The sequence below is a fragment of the Endozoicomonas sp. genome, assembly GCF_051008435.1.
GTDB lineage: Bacteria > Pseudomonadota > Gammaproteobacteria > Pseudomonadales > Endozoicomonadaceae > Endozoicomonas_A.
Genome location: NZ_JBPCXO010000209.1, coordinates 26,182 through 42,964 on the forward strand (window position 1 = coordinate 26,182; position 16,783 = coordinate 42,964).

At 48.0% G+C, this 16,783-nt stretch carries 12 protein-coding genes; 4 read left to right on the forward strand and 8 right to left on the reverse strand.

Annotation, left to right across the window (positions count from 1 at the left end):
• Positions 1–25: 25 nt before the first annotated feature.
• Complete coding sequence (locus tag ACR2PX_RS10870) at positions 26–3,658, reverse strand: hypothetical protein (RefSeq protein WP_433999375.1); 3,633 nt, start codon at positions 3,656–3,658, stop codon at positions 26–28.
• Positions 3,659–3,922: 264 nt separating this feature from the next.
• Here ACR2PX_RS10870 and add point away from each other — a divergent pair, with 264 nt between their 5' ends.
• Positions 3,923–4,918 (forward strand): adenosine deaminase, encoded by a 996-nt coding sequence (gene add, locus ACR2PX_RS10875; protein WP_433999376.1) that lies wholly within the window; start codon positions 3,923–3,925, stop codon positions 4,916–4,918.
• A 33-nt stretch (positions 4,919–4,951) separates the two neighbouring features.
• Here the strand turns inward: add and ACR2PX_RS10880 are convergent, their stop codons facing one another.
• On the reverse strand, positions 4,952–5,962 hold the full coding sequence (locus ACR2PX_RS10880; RefSeq protein ID WP_433999377.1) for a 2-hydroxyacid dehydrogenase: 1,011 nt from the start codon (positions 5,960–5,962) through the stop codon (positions 4,952–4,954).
• 78 nt (positions 5,963–6,040) lie between these two features.
• Here ACR2PX_RS10880 and ACR2PX_RS10885 point away from each other — a divergent pair, with 78 nt between their 5' ends.
• The gene (locus ACR2PX_RS10885; RefSeq protein WP_433999378.1) at positions 6,041–6,418 is read left to right on the forward strand and encodes a CidA/LrgA family protein; all 378 of its coding nucleotides are present in this window, start codon (positions 6,041–6,043) and stop codon (positions 6,416–6,418) included.
• Positions 6,415–7,125, forward strand: coding sequence for an LrgB family protein (locus ACR2PX_RS10890; protein ID WP_433999379.1), 711 nt, complete (start codon positions 6,415–6,417; stop codon positions 7,123–7,125). The genes ACR2PX_RS10885 and ACR2PX_RS10890 overlap by 4 nt, the downstream gene beginning before the upstream one ends.
• A 37-nt stretch (positions 7,126–7,162) precedes the next feature.
• Here the strand turns inward: ACR2PX_RS10890 and ACR2PX_RS10895 are convergent, their stop codons facing one another.
• The 6 genes from ACR2PX_RS10895 to ACR2PX_RS10920 form a co-directional block, all read right to left on the reverse strand.
• Positions 7,163–9,361 (reverse strand): TonB-dependent receptor, encoded by a 2,199-nt coding sequence (locus ACR2PX_RS10895; RefSeq protein WP_433999380.1) that lies wholly within the window; start codon positions 9,359–9,361, stop codon positions 7,163–7,165.
• A gap of 179 nt (positions 9,362–9,540) precedes the next feature.
• Positions 9,541–11,523 (reverse strand): iron ABC transporter permease, encoded by a 1,983-nt coding sequence (locus ACR2PX_RS10900; RefSeq protein ID WP_433999381.1) that lies wholly within the window; start codon positions 11,521–11,523, stop codon positions 9,541–9,543.
• Positions 11,523–12,392, reverse strand: coding sequence for an ABC transporter substrate-binding protein (locus tag ACR2PX_RS10905; RefSeq protein WP_433999382.1), 870 nt, complete (start codon positions 12,390–12,392; stop codon positions 11,523–11,525). The genes ACR2PX_RS10900 and ACR2PX_RS10905 overlap by 1 nt, the downstream gene beginning before the upstream one ends.
• Positions 12,393–12,428: 36 nt before the next feature.
• Positions 12,429–13,259 carry an ABC transporter ATP-binding protein gene (locus ACR2PX_RS10910; protein WP_433999383.1) on the reverse strand — a complete coding sequence of 277 codons (831 nt, stop codon included), beginning with the start codon at positions 13,257–13,259 and terminating at the stop codon, positions 12,429–12,431.
• A 209-nt stretch (positions 13,260–13,468) separates the two neighbouring features.
• Positions 13,469–13,855, reverse strand: coding sequence for a hypothetical protein (locus ACR2PX_RS10915; protein WP_433999385.1), 387 nt, complete (start codon positions 13,853–13,855; stop codon positions 13,469–13,471).
• 12 nt (positions 13,856–13,867) lie between these two features.
• The gene (locus ACR2PX_RS10920) at positions 13,868–15,115 is read right to left on the reverse strand and encodes an MFS transporter (RefSeq protein ID WP_433999387.1); all 1,248 of its coding nucleotides are present in this window, start codon (positions 15,113–15,115) and stop codon (positions 13,868–13,870) included.
• Positions 15,116–15,424: 309 nt separating this feature from the next.
• Between ACR2PX_RS10920 and ACR2PX_RS10925 the strand changes: the two genes are divergently transcribed.
• Positions 15,425–16,735 (forward strand): IucA/IucC family protein, encoded by a 1,311-nt coding sequence (locus tag ACR2PX_RS10925; RefSeq protein ID WP_433999388.1) that lies wholly within the window; start codon positions 15,425–15,427, stop codon positions 16,733–16,735.
• Positions 16,736–16,783 lie beyond the last annotated feature (48 nt).

Below are 16,783 nucleotides of genomic sequence, written 5' to 3' on the forward strand. Positions count from 1 at the left end.
GCCGGTTAGCCCTAGAGACTGTCTTTTACTGTTGCTTTGGCAACAAGTAGGCAGCCATAGCCTGGATCTTTTCATCCAGAACCTTCTCATCGTCTTCTGGCAGATGATCTCTGAACAGCTGGACGATTTCCAAAAGCCCGCCCTGAAGGACTTTATTTTGTTCCGTCAGAGTACGGTTCTCTAACATCACTTGTGGCATATCCTTCACCAGACGATACTTGAGATCCTCAAGCTCACTTCTCATATGCTTTTGGCTTGTCTCAAGGTCAGCATTTCTGGCGCTGGCTTTTTCACCGAACTCTCTTTCTTCTTTCAGTTCCGATGCATGATCAAGCTTAAGCTGAGCGATCTGTCCATTCAGCTTTCTGACTTCCTCACGCAACTTCTTCTCTTCCAGAATTTGATCCGTTTCGGCTTTTAACAGCTTTGAGTTTTGAGCTTTAACTTCTGAGAGCTCTTCTTTGACGTCACCGACTTCCCAGGAAGCCTTGTTAGCTCTCCGCTTCTCTTGATCAAAAGAATGCCTGGAAATTCTCAATTCTTCTTTGAGGTCGGCAATTTGTTGATCCAACTCTTCCTTCTGTCGCTTCATGTCCTGGAATTCAAAGCGAGAAACACCACGATCACCATGGACCTGAAGACTGGACAAACTGCTCTCATAGACAGTGCCCAAAGGTTGATGAACCAGAGAAGGCGGTTGATGCAGAGAGGCACCAAGACTCACGTAGGGGTTACCGTCATCGTATTCAACGCCCGTCTCCTGGAAATTAAATCCTGAGCCCAGTGTGCCCGCCTGACCTGGATTTTTAGTCTGCTCTCTAAGCTTCTCGAGCTCTGCCATAGCTTCAGCAAATTCGGCTTTCAGTTTTACAACCTGGCTGTTTGCGGAGTTATAATCCAACTGAAGTCCCAAGGTTTTACCTTCCTCTTCATGAAGCTTATCCCTGGACGTTTCCAGCTCTTGCTTCAGTCCTTCCAGCTGAGCCTTTAAATCTCTCTCCAGAGTGGACATTTGCATTTGCTTTTCTTCCAGCGATCTGCGGCTCAAGCGCACCTGTTCTTCCAGACTATCGGTTGTTTTAGCTTTCTCTCTCAGAGATTCCACCTCAGACCTGAGAGTAACCATCTCTTTTTCAAGCTCCAGCTTGGCGGCCATTTGCTGCTTATGTTCAGTGTTCAGTGCATTGAATTGCTTTCTAAGAGAGGTCGTTTCTTCTCTTAACGTTGTCGCCTCTTTCTCAATGACGGTACAACCAGACTTCGCCTTGGCAGCTTCATTCACAGCCCGCTTCTCGGCTTCCTCTGCACTGGTTAATTTTGCCTTGGTACTCACCAGTTGCTTTGTCAACTCACTGATGCGCTCTTCAGACTGCCCGTAGGATTTCTTGAACTTCGCTTCTGAAGACAAAAGCTCCTCTTGAGCCAGCTTCAGGAGACGTTTCGATTCAGCTAAATCAACCTTGAGTGCTTCAATGGTCTGCTGGTTAGTAGACTGCCCCGATTTAGCAGAATTCTGAACGTGCTTCAGACGGGTAGTGGCTTCTTGCAGAGATTTTGACAAATTATCCACCTGCGTGGACTTTTGTCTTAGTTCAGCCGCAACTCGATCACGCTCCTGGCTGAGCTTATCCAGTTGTTGACTGACGCTTTGTACCTTCCCTTCCAAAGAAGCCCTGGCTGTATTCCACTTCTGAGATTCCATGATCCAGCCTCGCACTTCGTCTTCTTTCTGACGAAGTTCTTCTTGCAGTGTTTTTTCAGCTTTTACTTTTATCTGCAATTCAGACTTGGTCTGATGCAATTCTCTATTGACCGCAGCAAGCCCCTCTTTGTTAGCTTTTAGTTCAGAAGCCTTTAATCTGAGTGTTTTAAGTTCAGCTTCCTGTCTAAGGCTCAGATCCTCCAGTTTCAACACCTTTCCATTGGAGACCTCAAGCTGTGAACTGACTTCACTTAACTGTTTTTCGAGCTTTGTCTTTTGGGTCTGCAATTGAGACAAGTTCTTTTTGGCTTCCCTTGCTTCACGCTCCAGCCTTTGACTGGTCGTGAAATATTCGGTGGCCTTGCGCCTCTCTCTGTCTATTTCAACTTTCAGTGAATCAAGCTCACTGGCCAGTTTGACATAATGAGCTCTTTCTTTTTCGTACTCGGCTTTCCTTTCACTCAGTTCCTTCTGAAGCTGAATGTTGGCCAGACTGGCCCTGAATTTTTCATCTTTGACCTTGGTGGCAAATTCTCCTCTAAGCTGACGAACATCAGAGTCTGATGCGAGCTTTTCTGCCTCCAGCTGTTCATAGCGTTTTCTCTCGTCGTTCAATCGAGTTTCAAGTTGTTTAATCTGGCTTTGCAGACGAAGCAATCCTCTTTCAGATTTGGCCTTCTCTTCTTGCATCAAAAAGGCACTGGAAGAGTGGCTTTTCAAGTGTTTTTCAATGGCCGCTACTTTAGATTTTGCTTCTTCTCTCTCACCGACAATCTTCTTAAGATCCCTGGCCTGAGCATTTAACTGAGACTGCATAAGTTCATTTCTCTTCTGCAGTTCAGCAAACTTCTCTAAATGCTCTACAGCAGATGCGAAGTTGGCTTCAGCACTTTGCAGCTTTCTTTGTAAACCCCGGTTGATCTTGCCTAGCTCTGAGAACTGACCTTCAAGATCCCTTTTCTCTCGAAGCTCCCTCGTTACCTGATTTAACTTAAAGTCCAGATCTTCAACACGTCTGGTTTCTTTAGCTTTCTCTTCCTGGGCCTTTCGAGCAACGTCCTGAAACAGCACTACACGATCCCGGGTTTCTCTTAGATCGGTTTCCAGCTGCACAGCCAGATGATCAACACGCCCCAGTCTGTCCTGCTCAGTCAGAGCCTGAAACATTTGCTTCTCACTGAGTTCTACCTGTTGAGTAAGCTCTTGTATCTTTTTATCCAACTCCAGAACTTCGTGATCTTTGGCTTCAAGCATTCTGCTCTTCTGACGCAACTCACTCTCAAGTGAGCGTACGTGTCCTATCAAAGCTTGTGAGAAGTTCGCTCTTGAAGGGTTTTGGTCATATTCCTGATAACGACCCTGATCTCTTTGCTGGATGTCAGTGAGGAAGGTATTTTTTAGTTTCTCGAACTCATCCAGGAGTTCATTCGCCATGACCCCTAATTCTTCTTGATCTTTTTGCTGGTTTTCTACGGCTTTGTCATAGAAAGGAATATCATTATCCAAAGAAGTTTTAGTCTGCTGGGCAATATCGAGAACCGCACAGAGCTGACTATGGATCTGGCAAAGACGGCGGTAATCTCTCTGGATTTTCCCGTCCATTTTCTCCAGCTCAGCCAGCACTTCAGACTGATCCGCCTCGGACAGTTTTTGTGAATCTGTGGATGTGGACCAAAGGCTACCCAACCAGGATGAGGAAGCTTCGACAGAACGGGACTCAAGTTCTTTACCGCCATTCAAATAAGGGCACTGCTCAGGAGACTCTGGCAACTTTGGCAGGGTCATGCCTGCAAGCGTCATGCTTAAAGCCCCTTTAAGAGCACGACATCTATTCAATGAATATTCAGCTGCGCGACTCGGATGATCGCTAAGCATCTCACGTGTCATCTGAACTTTTTCTTTCACTAAAAGTTCAGGAGTGAACGAAGGTTTCATTGAGCCTAGTGGACTGGCCATAGTAATACTCCCTTTACTAAATTGATAAATTCATAAATTCATAAATTCATAAACATTTTGACTATGCCCGGTATGGCTTGTTCCCCTGCAAGGCCCTGAATGACTGCCCTGTCAGCAATACTGACTGAATTTGTCCACCAAAAGCGGAACTCTGCTACTCTCGCCTTAGACTTATGGCTAATACCCTGTAAGATTCACTCCCTAAAAAAAAATCCTGAGCCTGGGAGCTACAGGCACCTAACGATTGATGAGAGCAGCAGTAACATGATTGACAAGTCTATTCCCCTCACTGATATTCATCGTCACCTGGACGGTAACATCCGCCCTCAGACAATTCTGGAGCTGGGCCAGCAGCATAATTTAGAGCTGCCGGCCAGTAATCTGGAAGAGCTGATTCCCCATGTCCGTGTTATGAGTAACGAGCCGAGTCTGGTGAGTTTTCTGGCCAAGCTGGACTGGGGTGTAAAAGTTCTGGCGGATTACGATGCCTGCCGTCGTATCGCTTATGAGAATGTAGAAGACGCTCTGAATGCTCAAATCGATTACACCGAGCTGCGCTTCAGCCCCTACTACATGGCGATGACTCACAACCTTGACCCTCAGGGTGTAGTAGAAGCAGTAGTGGACGGTGTACAGGCAGGTAGCCGTGACTTTGGCGTCAAAGCCAATCTGATCGGTATCATGAGCCGTACTTTTGGTCAGGAAGCCTGCCAGCAAGAACTGGATGCGTGCCTCGCCTTTAAAGACAAACTGGTCGCTATTGATCTGGCAGGTGATGAATTTGGCAAGCCGGGCGAATTGTTTGTTGGGCACTTCAAGCAGGTTCGTGATGCTGGCCTGAATGTGACTGTTCATGCTGGAGAAGCCGTTGGTGCTGAAAGCGTGTGGCAGGCTATTCGTGATCTGGGTGCAACCCGAATTGGCCATGGTGTCAGAGCCATTGAAGACCCAGCGCTGATGGATTATCTGGCTGAACACCGTATTGGTATTGAGTCCTGCCTGACTTCAAACATCCAGACCAGTACCTTCCCAAGCATTGAGAAGCACCCGCTCAAGAAATTCCTGAAGCACGGTGTGCTGGCCACAATCAATACTGATGACCCCGCTGTAGAAGGTATTGAACTGCCCTATGAATATGAAGTGGCGGCTCCTGCTGCAGGCTTGTCCCTGGAGCAGATTCGCCAGGCTCAGGAAAATGGCCTGACGATTTCTTTCCTGAGTGACGCAGAGAAAGAAGCACTTAAAGCGGCTAAAAAGTAATCTATTGAAGGTCGGGGCTTACTGACTCGACCTTCAATGCTGATCCGGTACTTCTCTGGAGATTTCATTGCCTGAGGTTTTACCTTCAAAAAAGGCTTTGGCGTTAATCAATGTGGTTTCAGCAATGGCGGTCAGCGCCTCTTCAGTGAGAAATGCCTGGTGACTCGTGAAAATAACGTTATGGCAGGCTGAAAGACGTCGGAAAACATCGTCCTGAATCATCTCGTCCGACAGATCTTCAAAGAAAAGATCTTGCTCGTTTTCGTAAACATCCAGAGCCAGTCCGCCCAGTATGCCTTTCTTTAACGCTTCCATCGCTGCCACTGAGTCCAGCAGCTGTCCTCTACTGGTGTTTACCAGCACCACTCCGGGTTGCATCTGATTGAATGCATCCTCATTGATCATGTATTCGTTATCTTCCGTTAAAGGACAATGAAGCGTGATCAACTTGCTCTGTTGCAACAAGTGGTGCAGTGAAACATAGTCCCCCCCAAGTTCTTCAAAGGCCTTGTTTGGATAGGGGTCGTAACCCAGCAGCTTACAGCCAAAACCTTTCAGAATACGGGCGGCAGCCATACCTATATTGCCTGTACCAATGACACCCGCTACACGACCGTGCAAGTTAAAGCCGGTCAGACCCTCAAGGGAAAAGTTCGCATCCCGGGTTCTCTGGTAAGCTTTGTGAGTTCTTCGATTCAGGGTCATGATCAGGGCAATTGCATGTTCTGCCGTAGCCTCAGGAGAATACGCAGGGACTCTTGCGACAGTAATACCCAATTCTGCAGCAGCTTTAAGATCAACATTGTTAAATCCGGCACAGCGCATGAGCAGAAGTCTGATATTATGCTCAGCCAGTACATCCAGCACTGGCCGACTGAGATCGTCATTCACAAATGCACAGACTGCATCACCCGCCTTGGCCAGGTGAGCGGTTTTTTCATCCAGGTGAATATCAAAGTATTCCAGATCAAAACCATAGTCAGCATTACACTGATCAAAGTATTCACGATCGTATTTTTTGGCATTAAAAATGCAGATTTTCATGGGCGATCCAGTATTAGTGCTTTCTCATACAGCCAAGCGTTGTAAGCAGTCTATAAACCATCATAGCGGAGTTTTTTAGTGAAAATAGCCTTTGTATGCCGACGTATGGCTGCCTGGCTAAGCAGTGTCATTATTCTGATGGCCTGTCTGTGGACAGGTGACCTGGTGAGTGTCTGGATCGGCCATGCCCTTCCGGGCAGTATTATCGGGATGCTTCTTCTGGCTGCACTGTTATGCAGTGGCCTTATTCGATTGTCCTGGGTTGAAGTTGGCGCCGGTTTTCTTGTGCGCTGGATGTCCCTGTTGTTTGTGCCTATCGGAGTGGGTGCGATCGACCAGCTGGACTTGCTGGCCAACAGTCTTGGCGCTCTGCTGCTGACCAGCATTCTGGGGACAGTGATCATCATGGCCGTCGCCGGCTGGTTGTTTCAATGGCTGGAGCGAACCCAACGATGATGTTTTCTGTCATCCCGATGAAAGGCCTGCTTTATTGCTCTCTGACAGTGGCCGTTTACCTGATTGCCTGGAAGCTTCAGAATCGTTTTAAGCACTCGCTGCTCAATCCGGTACTGATCAGTATTCTGGTATTGGCAGGTATTCTACTGGCTGGCAATATTTCCTACTCAGACTATGAACAGGGAGGTAACTGGCTGAGCAATCTGCTCGGCCTGGCTGTAGTCGCTCTGGGGGTTCCGCTTTATCAACAGATGAGAGAGATTCACAAAGAGCTGCCCGGTGTGATTCTGGTGGTTTTTGCTTCCAGCCTGTTTGCCCTCATCAGCACAGTAATTCTGGCGGTCATGGCCGGTGCCGATGGTCAGGTGGCTATTTCTCTGGCTCCCAAGTCGGTCACAACCCCCATTGCCGTCATGATTGTGGATAACCTGAATGGCGTCCCCTCTCTTGCAGCCATTGCCGTTATCCTGACGGGCCTTATGGGCGCTATTTTTGGCATGCCATTGCTTTCTTTGCTGAAAATCACGGATCCCAAAGCCCGGGGAATTGCTATGGGCACTGCCTGTCATGCATTGGGTACGGCAAGAATTGTACAAAGCTCTCTGCAGGAAGGTGCCTATAGCGCTCTGGCTCTGGTGCTTTCTGCCAGTATCAGCGCTTTGCTGGCTCCATGGGTCGTGCCATTGGCGCTTAGCTGGATCAGTTGAAAGAAACTGCCGGGTTAAGCCCGGCAGTTTGTCCGGCTTAATACTCTACGCGATAGCTCAGAGTATAAGCACGTCCTTCCGCCTTATGAGCACTGATGCCACTGTAAGTGGTTCTTGCCCACTGACTGTAAACCGTTTCATAGTCCTCATTCAGAAGGTTGGTAATACCTGCTTTCAGTGTTCCCACCGGCAAGTCAAAGGAAGCCAGCAAATCGACTGTGGTATAACCATCGATATCCAGACTCACGACCTTGCCACCGGAAACCTTCTTACCCTTGTCGTAATCCGCAAAGGTGGTGGACTGCAGACGTACATTTATGCCTTCCTGATCATAGGAAACAAAGGCCACATACTTTTCAGGAGAAACATCGGCTGCCTGCAGGTCTAACCAGCGATCCACTTCCTTATAGTAACTGCGTCCTTCAGTGAAGGCATAGCTGCCACCCAAGCTCCAGTTATCATTGAGGAAATACTCCAGAGAACCTTCAAAGCCATACACTTTTCTTTTCTGATCCAGCAGATCGACGTTGTAATCAGAGTTAAAAGAAATGGTTTTGTCTGATTCGTTATAGAAGACAGAAGCGTTGGCCAGAAGGCTGTCAAAACGCCCACGCCAGCCCAACTCATAACTGTCGGTCTTGATAGCATCCAGATTGGCTTCGGAAACATTGGTACCATTTATGGCCGGATTGGCAGCCAGTGGGCTGGTTGGCGCAACCGCATTTCTCAGAATTCTTGAAGCATCAGGCACTTCAAACCCCTGGGAGTAGTTGGCAAACACTTCATTGCTGTCATTTAACCGGTAAACCAGACCCACATTGAACAGGTTATCGTCATACTTTCTGACATCGCCTTTCAAAACAGTTCTGAATGCTTCAGGCAAAAGCCAGGTTTCCGCCAGAGGGTTATAGTCACTGATATCCACTTCAGCCTGTTCATGACGTACACCGGCATTCATTGTTAGTTGTTCAGTCAAATCCCAGGATGTCTGCAGATACAATCCCAACGTCTTGGCTTCTACATCCGGTCCGTATTCATAAGAGGAACCTGTGGGTGTGATGACCTTGCCACCACTGGCTATGTACTTCTGCAGATCGTGCAGCTGACCTCTTTGCTTACCCTTATCGATATCGTAATCAAGACCGTAAGAGATTCTTAAAGTGTCGGTCAGCTCTCTATCGAGAAGCAACTTCACCCCGAAGACTTCTGCAGTAGAAGTCGACTGATTAACAAAAATGCTGGAGCCAATCACATTGGGATAAGGAAAGAATCTTGCTTCGCGCTCACGATAGTAGGTTTGCAATTGAAAGTTGTTACCTAATAAATCCGCATCACTGTAGACCAGATCAATAGAGTTTCGCTTGCTATACGGTTGATCCTTCAGTTCCAAGCCTTTAACCGGTGCTGGCGTATCAGCAATCTTGCCGGTTGCTATAGAAGAAGTATCAGGGGCGTAATCAGAATCCATCTGATCATCAAAGTATTGCAGGGTAGCTTCCAGACGCTGCTCAGTATTGAAATCATAACCCAGTTTCACCAGAGCATCTTTGGAATCGGTATCGCTACGGCTGACCTGGGAGGGGTCCGGATTAACCCGATCACCATCGGCATCAAAAATACCATCACGGCTCTCGTAAGTACCACTGAACAGATAATCAAAATTACCCTGACGACCACTGATACTCTGATTCAGGGTGTAGGTGCTCAGTTCGTCGCCCGATACCTTGATACCGGCTTCAGAAGCAAACTGGATGTCGCCATCGGCCGGCTTACGGGTGATAACATTAATAATACCGCCGGTAGCACCGCCACCATAAATAGCGCTGGCTCCGGAGATCACTTCAATGCGTTCAATATTTTCTGGGCGGATCATGCTGAGTTGGCGGCTGATCTGACGGTTATCGGCCTGAGAAATACCATCAATCAGAACCAGAGCTTTACGACCACGGACGCTTTGGGTTCTGTCCGTCACTGTCTGGGTGCTGGGACCAAAGCCAGGTACCAGCTGCTCAAGAATATCCGCCAATTTCTGGCCGGGCTGGCTTTGCTGAGCCACTTCTTCCTGGCTAATAACCTGAACGGTTCCGGATACATTAGAAATACTGGCTTCAGAGCGGGAAGCGGTAACAACCACTTTTTCCAACTGAGTCACTGAATCATTCGTTTCTGCAAAAGAGCTCTGGTTACCCAGAGCCAGAGTTATAGCGATGGCAAGAGGCGCTTTATTAGCCTTCATGTGTGAGGGACTCCCTGTATATTGATTATCATATTTATTTTTATAAAAATTCAGCTCATAGAGGCTCTGAAACTATTCCCATAATTAGAGGTAGCTGAATTTTTAGCTCATGGCTGTTTAGATCCCTGTCATTGTTCCGGGCCTGCTTCCTGCAGGCCTCTGATTTCAAAAAGGATTAGTTAACGCCTTTGGACGTATTTACCGCTGATCAGCAGTAGGATGAAGTAAATGCCTCCGGCTCCTGAGACCAGCAGTCCGGAAGGAATTTCAAAAGGAGACATCAGCGATCGGGATAACCAATCACTGAGAACCAGCAGCAATGCACCGGTCATGGCTGTGGCCGGAATCAGATGCCTGTGACTGGACATACCGGTCACACGACAGATATGGGGTGCCATCAGACCTATGAAAGAAATCCCCCCCACTGTTGCAACACTGACTGCACTCAGCAGAGCAACCAGCAGCATCAGCAGAAAGACGGAAACCTTTACCCTGATGCCTAACAATGCTGGCCAGAACGCTCCTAACTGAAGAATGTCGAGCTTTCGCCACATCAGCATCAACATCGGAATCAGGATCAACACACCGGAACCCAACAAGTAAACCAGATCACTACTGGCCGCATAAGTACTGCCTGATAGCCAAAGTAGTACCTCACTGGACTGATTACTGCCCAGAACCAGCACCACGCTGATCAGCGTGGCCGAAACCGCAGAAAGACAGAGTCCAGCCAACGCAAAGAGCTGGGGATTGAATCCAGTCATCCGACTCAGAGCCATCAAAAGAACCAGAGCAAAACCGCTACCCAGCATCGACAACATGGCCATGTCCATACGTTCCAGTCCCGGAACAAGCACGGTTCCCATGACGACAAATAAAACACCCGTTGTCGTTAGACCAGATACATCGGGACTGGCCAGCGGATTTCGCATCAAGCTCTGGAGAACCAGACCAGAAACAGCCAGAGCCGCTCCAGCAAAAGCTGCCGTCAAAACTCTGGGCCAGCGCAAGTCAATCCAGGACATATCAAGGCCGCTGAACAGACTGAAATAACAAGCGACCATCAGTACAGACAACAGAACCAGAAGAACTTTTACCGGAGACCAGTGAAACAGTGCACGTATTCCAGTCTCTCTGGGTGCCGTTGCCAGACCGCTGATCCTTTTACGTTGGGTCAGCAGAAAAATCATAAAAGGAGCGCCCACCACTGTGGTCATCGCCCCGGCAGGAATACTGTAGTGAGCTTCTGACATCAGGAAGGGAATCATTCTGGCCAGGACATCCGCACTGAGAAGCAGCAAAGCGCCAATCATGCTGGCTACCAGCAGGCGACTCCAGGCTGAACGATAACCAAGCCCACGGGCAATGTGCGGAGCAATCAGTCCTATAAAACTGATCATTCCCACCTGACTGACGACAGTGGCTGATAACAACAGAGCAATAACCAGAGACAAGCCCACGGTTCGTTTTACATTCACCCCCAGACTTCCAGCCTGTTCACTACCCAGCTCAATCAAATCCAGTCGTCGGGCCAGTAACATCGCAAAGACGATCATCAAGGTAAAAATCGGCCAGCTGCTATTGATTGCCTGGTAATCAAATTGGGCAAGATTACCGGCACCCCAGGTGTACAGCCCATCCAGACGGTTTTCAAAAAACATCAGCATACCGGCACTGAGAGCGCCCAGTGACAATGTTATTGCCATGCCAACCAGAACCAGATTAACCGGTGAATCACTGATGGCACTGGCCAGCCTGAAGACCAGTAATGTGGTAAGAGCAGCCCCGGTAAACGCCACAACTACCGGATACTGATCCGTGATTTCAGGTAACAGAACGGACCCCAGTACAATGGCCAGCATGGCCCCTGAATTCACACCCAGTGTCGCTGGACTGGCAAAGGGATTTCTTGTCGATCCCTGAATCAGTACACCCGCAGCGCCGAGGGCTGCTCCGCATAGCAAAGCCATCAAGGTTCTTGGCAAAAGCAACCAGGTTACTATTTCAGAAGCCATTGAGTGATGGGCCGCTTCTTTCAGGAATGGCAATCCATACAGTAAATCCAGGTCGATACCGGCAGGACCCACCGTCAGAGAAACAGTCACCAGCAAAATAAATAAGAAGACTGCCAGTGTGGGTTTTACAGACTCCAGAATAAACATCACGCCTCCGGAGCCAGATGACTGGCAAAAGCAGTGGCCATTCGCGCGGCCGATTCAGGACCACCAAATGACCAGAGAGCTGGCAAGTAATAAACCCGGCCTTCTTTTACAGCAGGCAGCGCATTCCAAACTGAGGATTGAGCCATATCAGGCAGGTTGTCAGGCTGACTGCCAATGATGATCAGGCTGGCATCGCCAATAGTGGTCAATTTAAGGAGATCAACATGAGTAAAATCACGACCTGGCAACGCAGAGTGCCAGCTATTGTCGAGTCCGATCTTGTTTACAATAGCTCCGGCCAAAGACGAATCACCGTAGACTCGAAGCCCCAGCCCCATCCCCACAAACTTACCCACAACCACTTTATGACCAGACAGTCCCGCCGCCTTAATAACACTGCGAGCCTGTTGCAGTTCTGACTCCATTTCTTTCAGTTTTTTTTCTGCCAGAGCTTCCCGCCCCAAAATGAGAGCCACTGAACGAAAAATCCCCTGCATTCTCACGAAGTAATCCACAGGGTCTTCCTGACTGGGATACTGGGTATAGAGAACAGTCGGAGCAATGGTATTCAGCTCATCAGCTATACGACTATGGCGCCACTTATAACCGAGTATGAGGTCTGGTTTGAGGGCGGCTATCGCTTCGAGGCCGGGCTCTGCTCTTTGCCCCAGCTCGGTGACACCTTCTGGAATGACCGGGTCATCAGACTGCCACTTTCGATAACTCTTGATCGATGTCACCCCTGCAGGAACTACGCCCAGGGTGAGTAACATTTCAGCCTGAGTCCAGTTCAACGCAGCAATCTTCTCTGGGATTGCAGGCAAATCTGGTTCAGTCATTGAAGCCATAGTGGTGGTGGATATGAGCATCAGGCAGCAGCTGATTTTTTTGAGGACTGCAAACATTCAGGCTACTTCCATACTCGGTACACTGCGAAGAACAGGCCCAGCCTGCTGCTCGCCCACTGGCAAAAACAGAGACTCTCTTCTTCCTTCTAGCTGAACTTCACGGGTCTCTACCCCAAACACTTTTGAAATAATGCCCTTATCCAATACCTGAGTAGCAGCGCCCTTTCTTACCACCTGCCCTTGGTTCATCAACACCACTTCATCGCTGTACTGGAGGGCCTGGTTCAAATCGTGAAGCACCCAGACAACGGTGGTCTGCTTTTCCTGATTCAGTTGTCTGACGATTTCCAGCAAACGCAACTGATGGGCGATATCCAGCCAGGAGGTAGGCTCATCCAGCAGCAGAATGCCTGTTTCCTGAGCCAGTACCATCGCCAACCAGACTCTTTGCATTTCGCCGCCAGAAAGATGGTCTACCCGTTCATGGGCATAATCATCCATACCCACTCTGGAAAGCGCAGAGCTGATCGCTCTGTGATCGTCCTTTTTCAATCGACCAAAAGGGCCTGCATGAGGGTATCGACCACAAGCTACCAGGTCACTGACGGACATACCCAGAGGCACAGGTGAGTGCTGCGGTAAAAGAGCCATTTTTTTTGCCAGGGTTTTACGGTGGCATGACTTTAACGACTTCCCACCCATCAGAATCTGGCCTTCACTGGGCTCAAGCAAACCTGAAAAAAGCTTCAAAAGAGTGCTTTTACCCGAGCCATTGGGACCCAAAATGGCGGTAATTTTTCCTGGTGTGATATCAAGGCTGGTTGATTGCAGAATGGTTTTTCTTCCCACCTGCAAGCATGCCTGATCAAGCGTCAGAGTCTGCTCCATGGCCTCAGCTTCTTTTCGATTAGTGGAAGTGCACAGCTTTACTGACAGACTCTTGGAGCAAACGCCTCATAGTGTCTATTCAGCCACATGTACACGTCACTTGATAATTATTATTCAATGCCAGACTGCCTGATGTTGTCTGATAGCCATTTGCTCAATAGATAGACAACGGGCGCGAATAGTAATGATTATCATTTGAACTATCAAGTTTAAACCGTCGTTTGATTCAATCGCTCAATCGCCCAGTCACGTGCTTTGTCAAAATCGAGACAGGCCACCATGGGAAAAGGCATGGCTTTTTGCATGTTGTCACTGACCACCCTGTCACCCTCCTCTTCAGAGATCACAACCCGGGCAATACCAAGGCAACACTCCCCCAGATTCTCCCTGTTCTCTTTAAACCAAAGCCCCAGATTTTTCCTGGCCTCAGGCGAAAATTCACTGTTGGGTTTTGCCTGAATAATAAGACTGAAAGGTTGCTCTCTCGCCAACAGTTCAGAAAGGTCCAGCAACCACTGGTTAGCATCATCATCGCTGGCTGGACGATTAAAGCTGACTGTCACAATGGGCCAGCCCACCATTTGAATTGAGGTCATGGTCAAATTTCTCTAGCAAGTTCGTTTTTTTGGAGACTCGACTAACACAAAGGAGATCATCAATAGCAGGGCAGCCAGGGAAATACAGAAGACTTCTGCCAGCTGATTTTCCAATGATCCTCCTAATCCGGCCAGGAGTGCTCCCAGGGTATATCCGATGGTGTGAATCATACTGAGAGTTCCTGTGAGGACACCCTGCTGATCCACCTGTTCTGATGCCAATGTCGTGTAGACCGGAGTAAGCAATGCAACCGAAGCGGCACTCACCACCAGCCCGAATATCAGCCATACCAGATTAGTGGCTGTGATCAGCAGGAAACTACCGACCAGTAATAAAACGCTTCCGACTTTTAATGACAGAATCAGCCTGCCTTGAACCCAGCGAGACACCAGCAAATGGGCAATCACCGTCGAAAAAGCTGCCACCATCATAAGCATCGAAAGAACTCTTGATGCCGCAACGCCGTCATAAGCAAAGCGCTGCTGCAAAATAGGACCTATGAGGTACTGCAGCAGACCGAAGAGCGTTGTCACAGAGCAGGCCACCAGCAAAACAGGCCAAAGTGATTTCATCATTTGCCTGAACTGATTTTTTTCTTCACTGCCCTTTTCCTGCTTAACGCCTGAAGGCTGGTCAGTGGTTAATATTGAGGCCTGTAAGAGCAAAGGGATGGTGAGAATCACCAGCGCTAAAACAGGGAACACACTGCCCTGGGAAATCAGCACCGCAGGAATCACAGGGCCAATTAGACGCCCGACATTAATACTGGCTGTAATCCGACTTAGACTGCGCACCCTGCTCGAAGAATCACTGTCGTCTATAGCCCAGGCCTGAACGGCAGGGTACAAACCTGATACCAGCAAACCGTAAACAGTTCTGGCAAAAAACATCAGGCCAACTGCCCACTCTGTCGTCAGTAGTTCCAAAGTCAGGCCATAAATCGCCAGCGCCAGCAGCAGAAAACTGACCGTGAATCCGAGAAGTCCAGACTGGACCACTCTCTTGCGTCCATAGCGGTCACTGATTCTTCCCCAGAGTGGCGCAGTAAAAATAAACAGGCAGGTTCCTAACGGCACCATGGCAGTGAGCAGGCCATAACCTAAACCGGTTTCTTCAACAATGGCTGGCAGACAAATCAATAACGTAGTCTGCCCGGCACCCAGCATAAATACCGATCCAAACCGACAGAAATCTTTTAATGAGTTGCCGGTTTCATAAACCGGCTTTGTTATGACAGGGCCAAGCTCGTTTTGTTGCATGGTTCATGTCTTTTGTTTTGGATTGTTGCAAATGATAACGATTCTCACTTAGAATGCAAATCAAACTTGCCCCGAGCTTGATTTAACTTCATTGATAAATGCAGGAAATAGTTATTAAAGCCATGACTTTAACAGCACTGGCTTCATTTAGTAATTGGGTTCCTTCTGAAATACAGAAAAGAAAAAAATTCTTATTTTCAGTGAGTCAACACTCTTATTAACAACCCTGAATGGATGAATATTTTTCGCTATTCAATTCCAATTGATGAAAAAAATCAAGATAACAAGAACCTCTGGAGAATGATGTCAGTGTCCACTCCATCTCTTGAAAATACAGCATCCAAAGCTGCAAACACCGCCATTAACAACAGATTCAGTCATGAGCTGAATCATAGAATCAACAGTCATGAACAGGCAGAATATCTAAGCGCAGGCTGTTTCTTTAATGCTTTGCTCAGGGAATGGAAAGGCTGGTCATTGGAGTCTGTTGATTGCCATAAAAAATGGCTGTCAGATCAATCATTGCATTCAGATTGGCAACCCCCTGTTGAGGCTGAGGCTGCTGTTTCAATTCCTCTGAACAACAGCAAACATTTGCTTTTGATTCACATTAAACATTTTTCGATTAGTGGCAGACATCAGTTTTATACACCGATTGCCTTAATCAACCAAAGCAACAACACACTCCATGAATTATCATTCACTGAATCTGTAAATTTAATCATTAATGACAATGCATTATGGAACAGCGAACTCAATCACAGGAAACTGTTTCTTAATCGCGTAAAAAGAAGCGTTGAGAACATGGAGTTGGTTCTTGAATTAAGACAGTATGAACTGGATAAAATATTTGCTGGCTGCATTGATTTTCAATCTTCAGAGCAGGCTCTTCTGGTGGGTCACTCCGTTCATCCCACACCCAAAAGTCGGGATCAATTTACCGCAGAAGACTCGGAACGCTATATTCCTGAATACGGCAATAGTTTTCAGCTGCACTGGTTTTCCATTGATGCCAACCTGCTGGAAGCAGACAGTGTTCATGAATATTCATTCCATGAACTGACCCGCCAACTGGCTTCTGAGGATTCTGAGTTCTCCAGTAGCTTTCTCCGGGATATTCCTGAGCACCAAACCCTGTTACCCGCTCACCCATGGCAAGCACAACAGTGGTTAAAGAATGCTTACATCCAACAGCTGATCAGTGAAGGCAAGCTCATCGACTATGGCCTTCATGGCAGCCAGTGGCGTGCCACCTCTTCAGTTCGCGCCATCCATGCAACCCATGCCACTTTTATGTTGAAGTATTCGCTCAGCGTCAAACTGACCAACTCAATTCGTCACCTGTTACCCAAAGAAGTGATTCGGGGCAAGGAAGTCCATCAGGTGAAATATCAAACACCTGTCGGTACAGAGCTGAAAAGCCTTTATCCGGATTTCGAAATCATTACCGAGCCAGCCCACGCTGCCATCAAGGGGAAAGATGGGCAGGTATTACCTGAAACCATGATGGTTCTTCGGGAAAACCCCTTCAATCGCGAAGCTATAACTCGATTCTGCAGTTTTTCTCACTTGACAATCAGGTTGCATCCAATAATTCAAATTTCCCAGCATGAGATTTGAGTGATTCCGTAGGCTCCCGTTTACCAAGATCTCGCCCCGCCATATGCC

Coding starts and splice junctions, on each gene's coding strand:
- ACR2PX_RS10870 (WP_433999375.1), bottom strand. CDS start 3,658: ATGGCCAGTCCACTAGGCTCAATGAAACCTTCGTTCACTCCTGAACTT.
- add (WP_433999376.1), top strand. CDS start 3,923: ATGATTGACAAGTCTATTCCCCTCACTGATATTCATCGTCACCTGGAC.
- ACR2PX_RS10880 (WP_433999377.1), bottom strand. CDS start 5,962: ATGAAAATCTGCATTTTTAATGCCAAAAAATACGATCGTGAATACTTT.
- ACR2PX_RS10890 (WP_433999379.1), top strand. CDS start 6,415: ATGATGTTTTCTGTCATCCCGATGAAAGGCCTGCTTTATTGCTCTCTG.
- ACR2PX_RS10895 (WP_433999380.1), bottom strand. CDS start 9,361: ATGAAGGCTAATAAAGCGCCTCTTGCCATCGCTATAACTCTGGCTCTG.
- ACR2PX_RS10900 (WP_433999381.1), bottom strand. CDS start 11,523: ATGTTTATTCTGGAGTCTGTAAAACCCACACTGGCAGTCTTCTTATTT.
- ACR2PX_RS10905 (WP_433999382.1), bottom strand. CDS start 12,392: ATGCTCATATCCACCACCACTATGGCTTCAATGACTGAACCAGATTTG.
- ACR2PX_RS10910 (WP_433999383.1), bottom strand. CDS start 13,259: ATGGAGCAGACTCTGACGCTTGATCAGGCATGCTTGCAGGTGGGAAGA.
- ACR2PX_RS10915 (WP_433999385.1), bottom strand. CDS start 13,855: ATGACCTCAATTCAAATGGTGGGCTGGCCCATTGTGACAGTCAGCTTT.
- ACR2PX_RS10920 (WP_433999387.1), bottom strand. CDS start 15,115: ATGCAACAAAACGAGCTTGGCCCTGTCATAACAAAGCCGGTTTATGAA.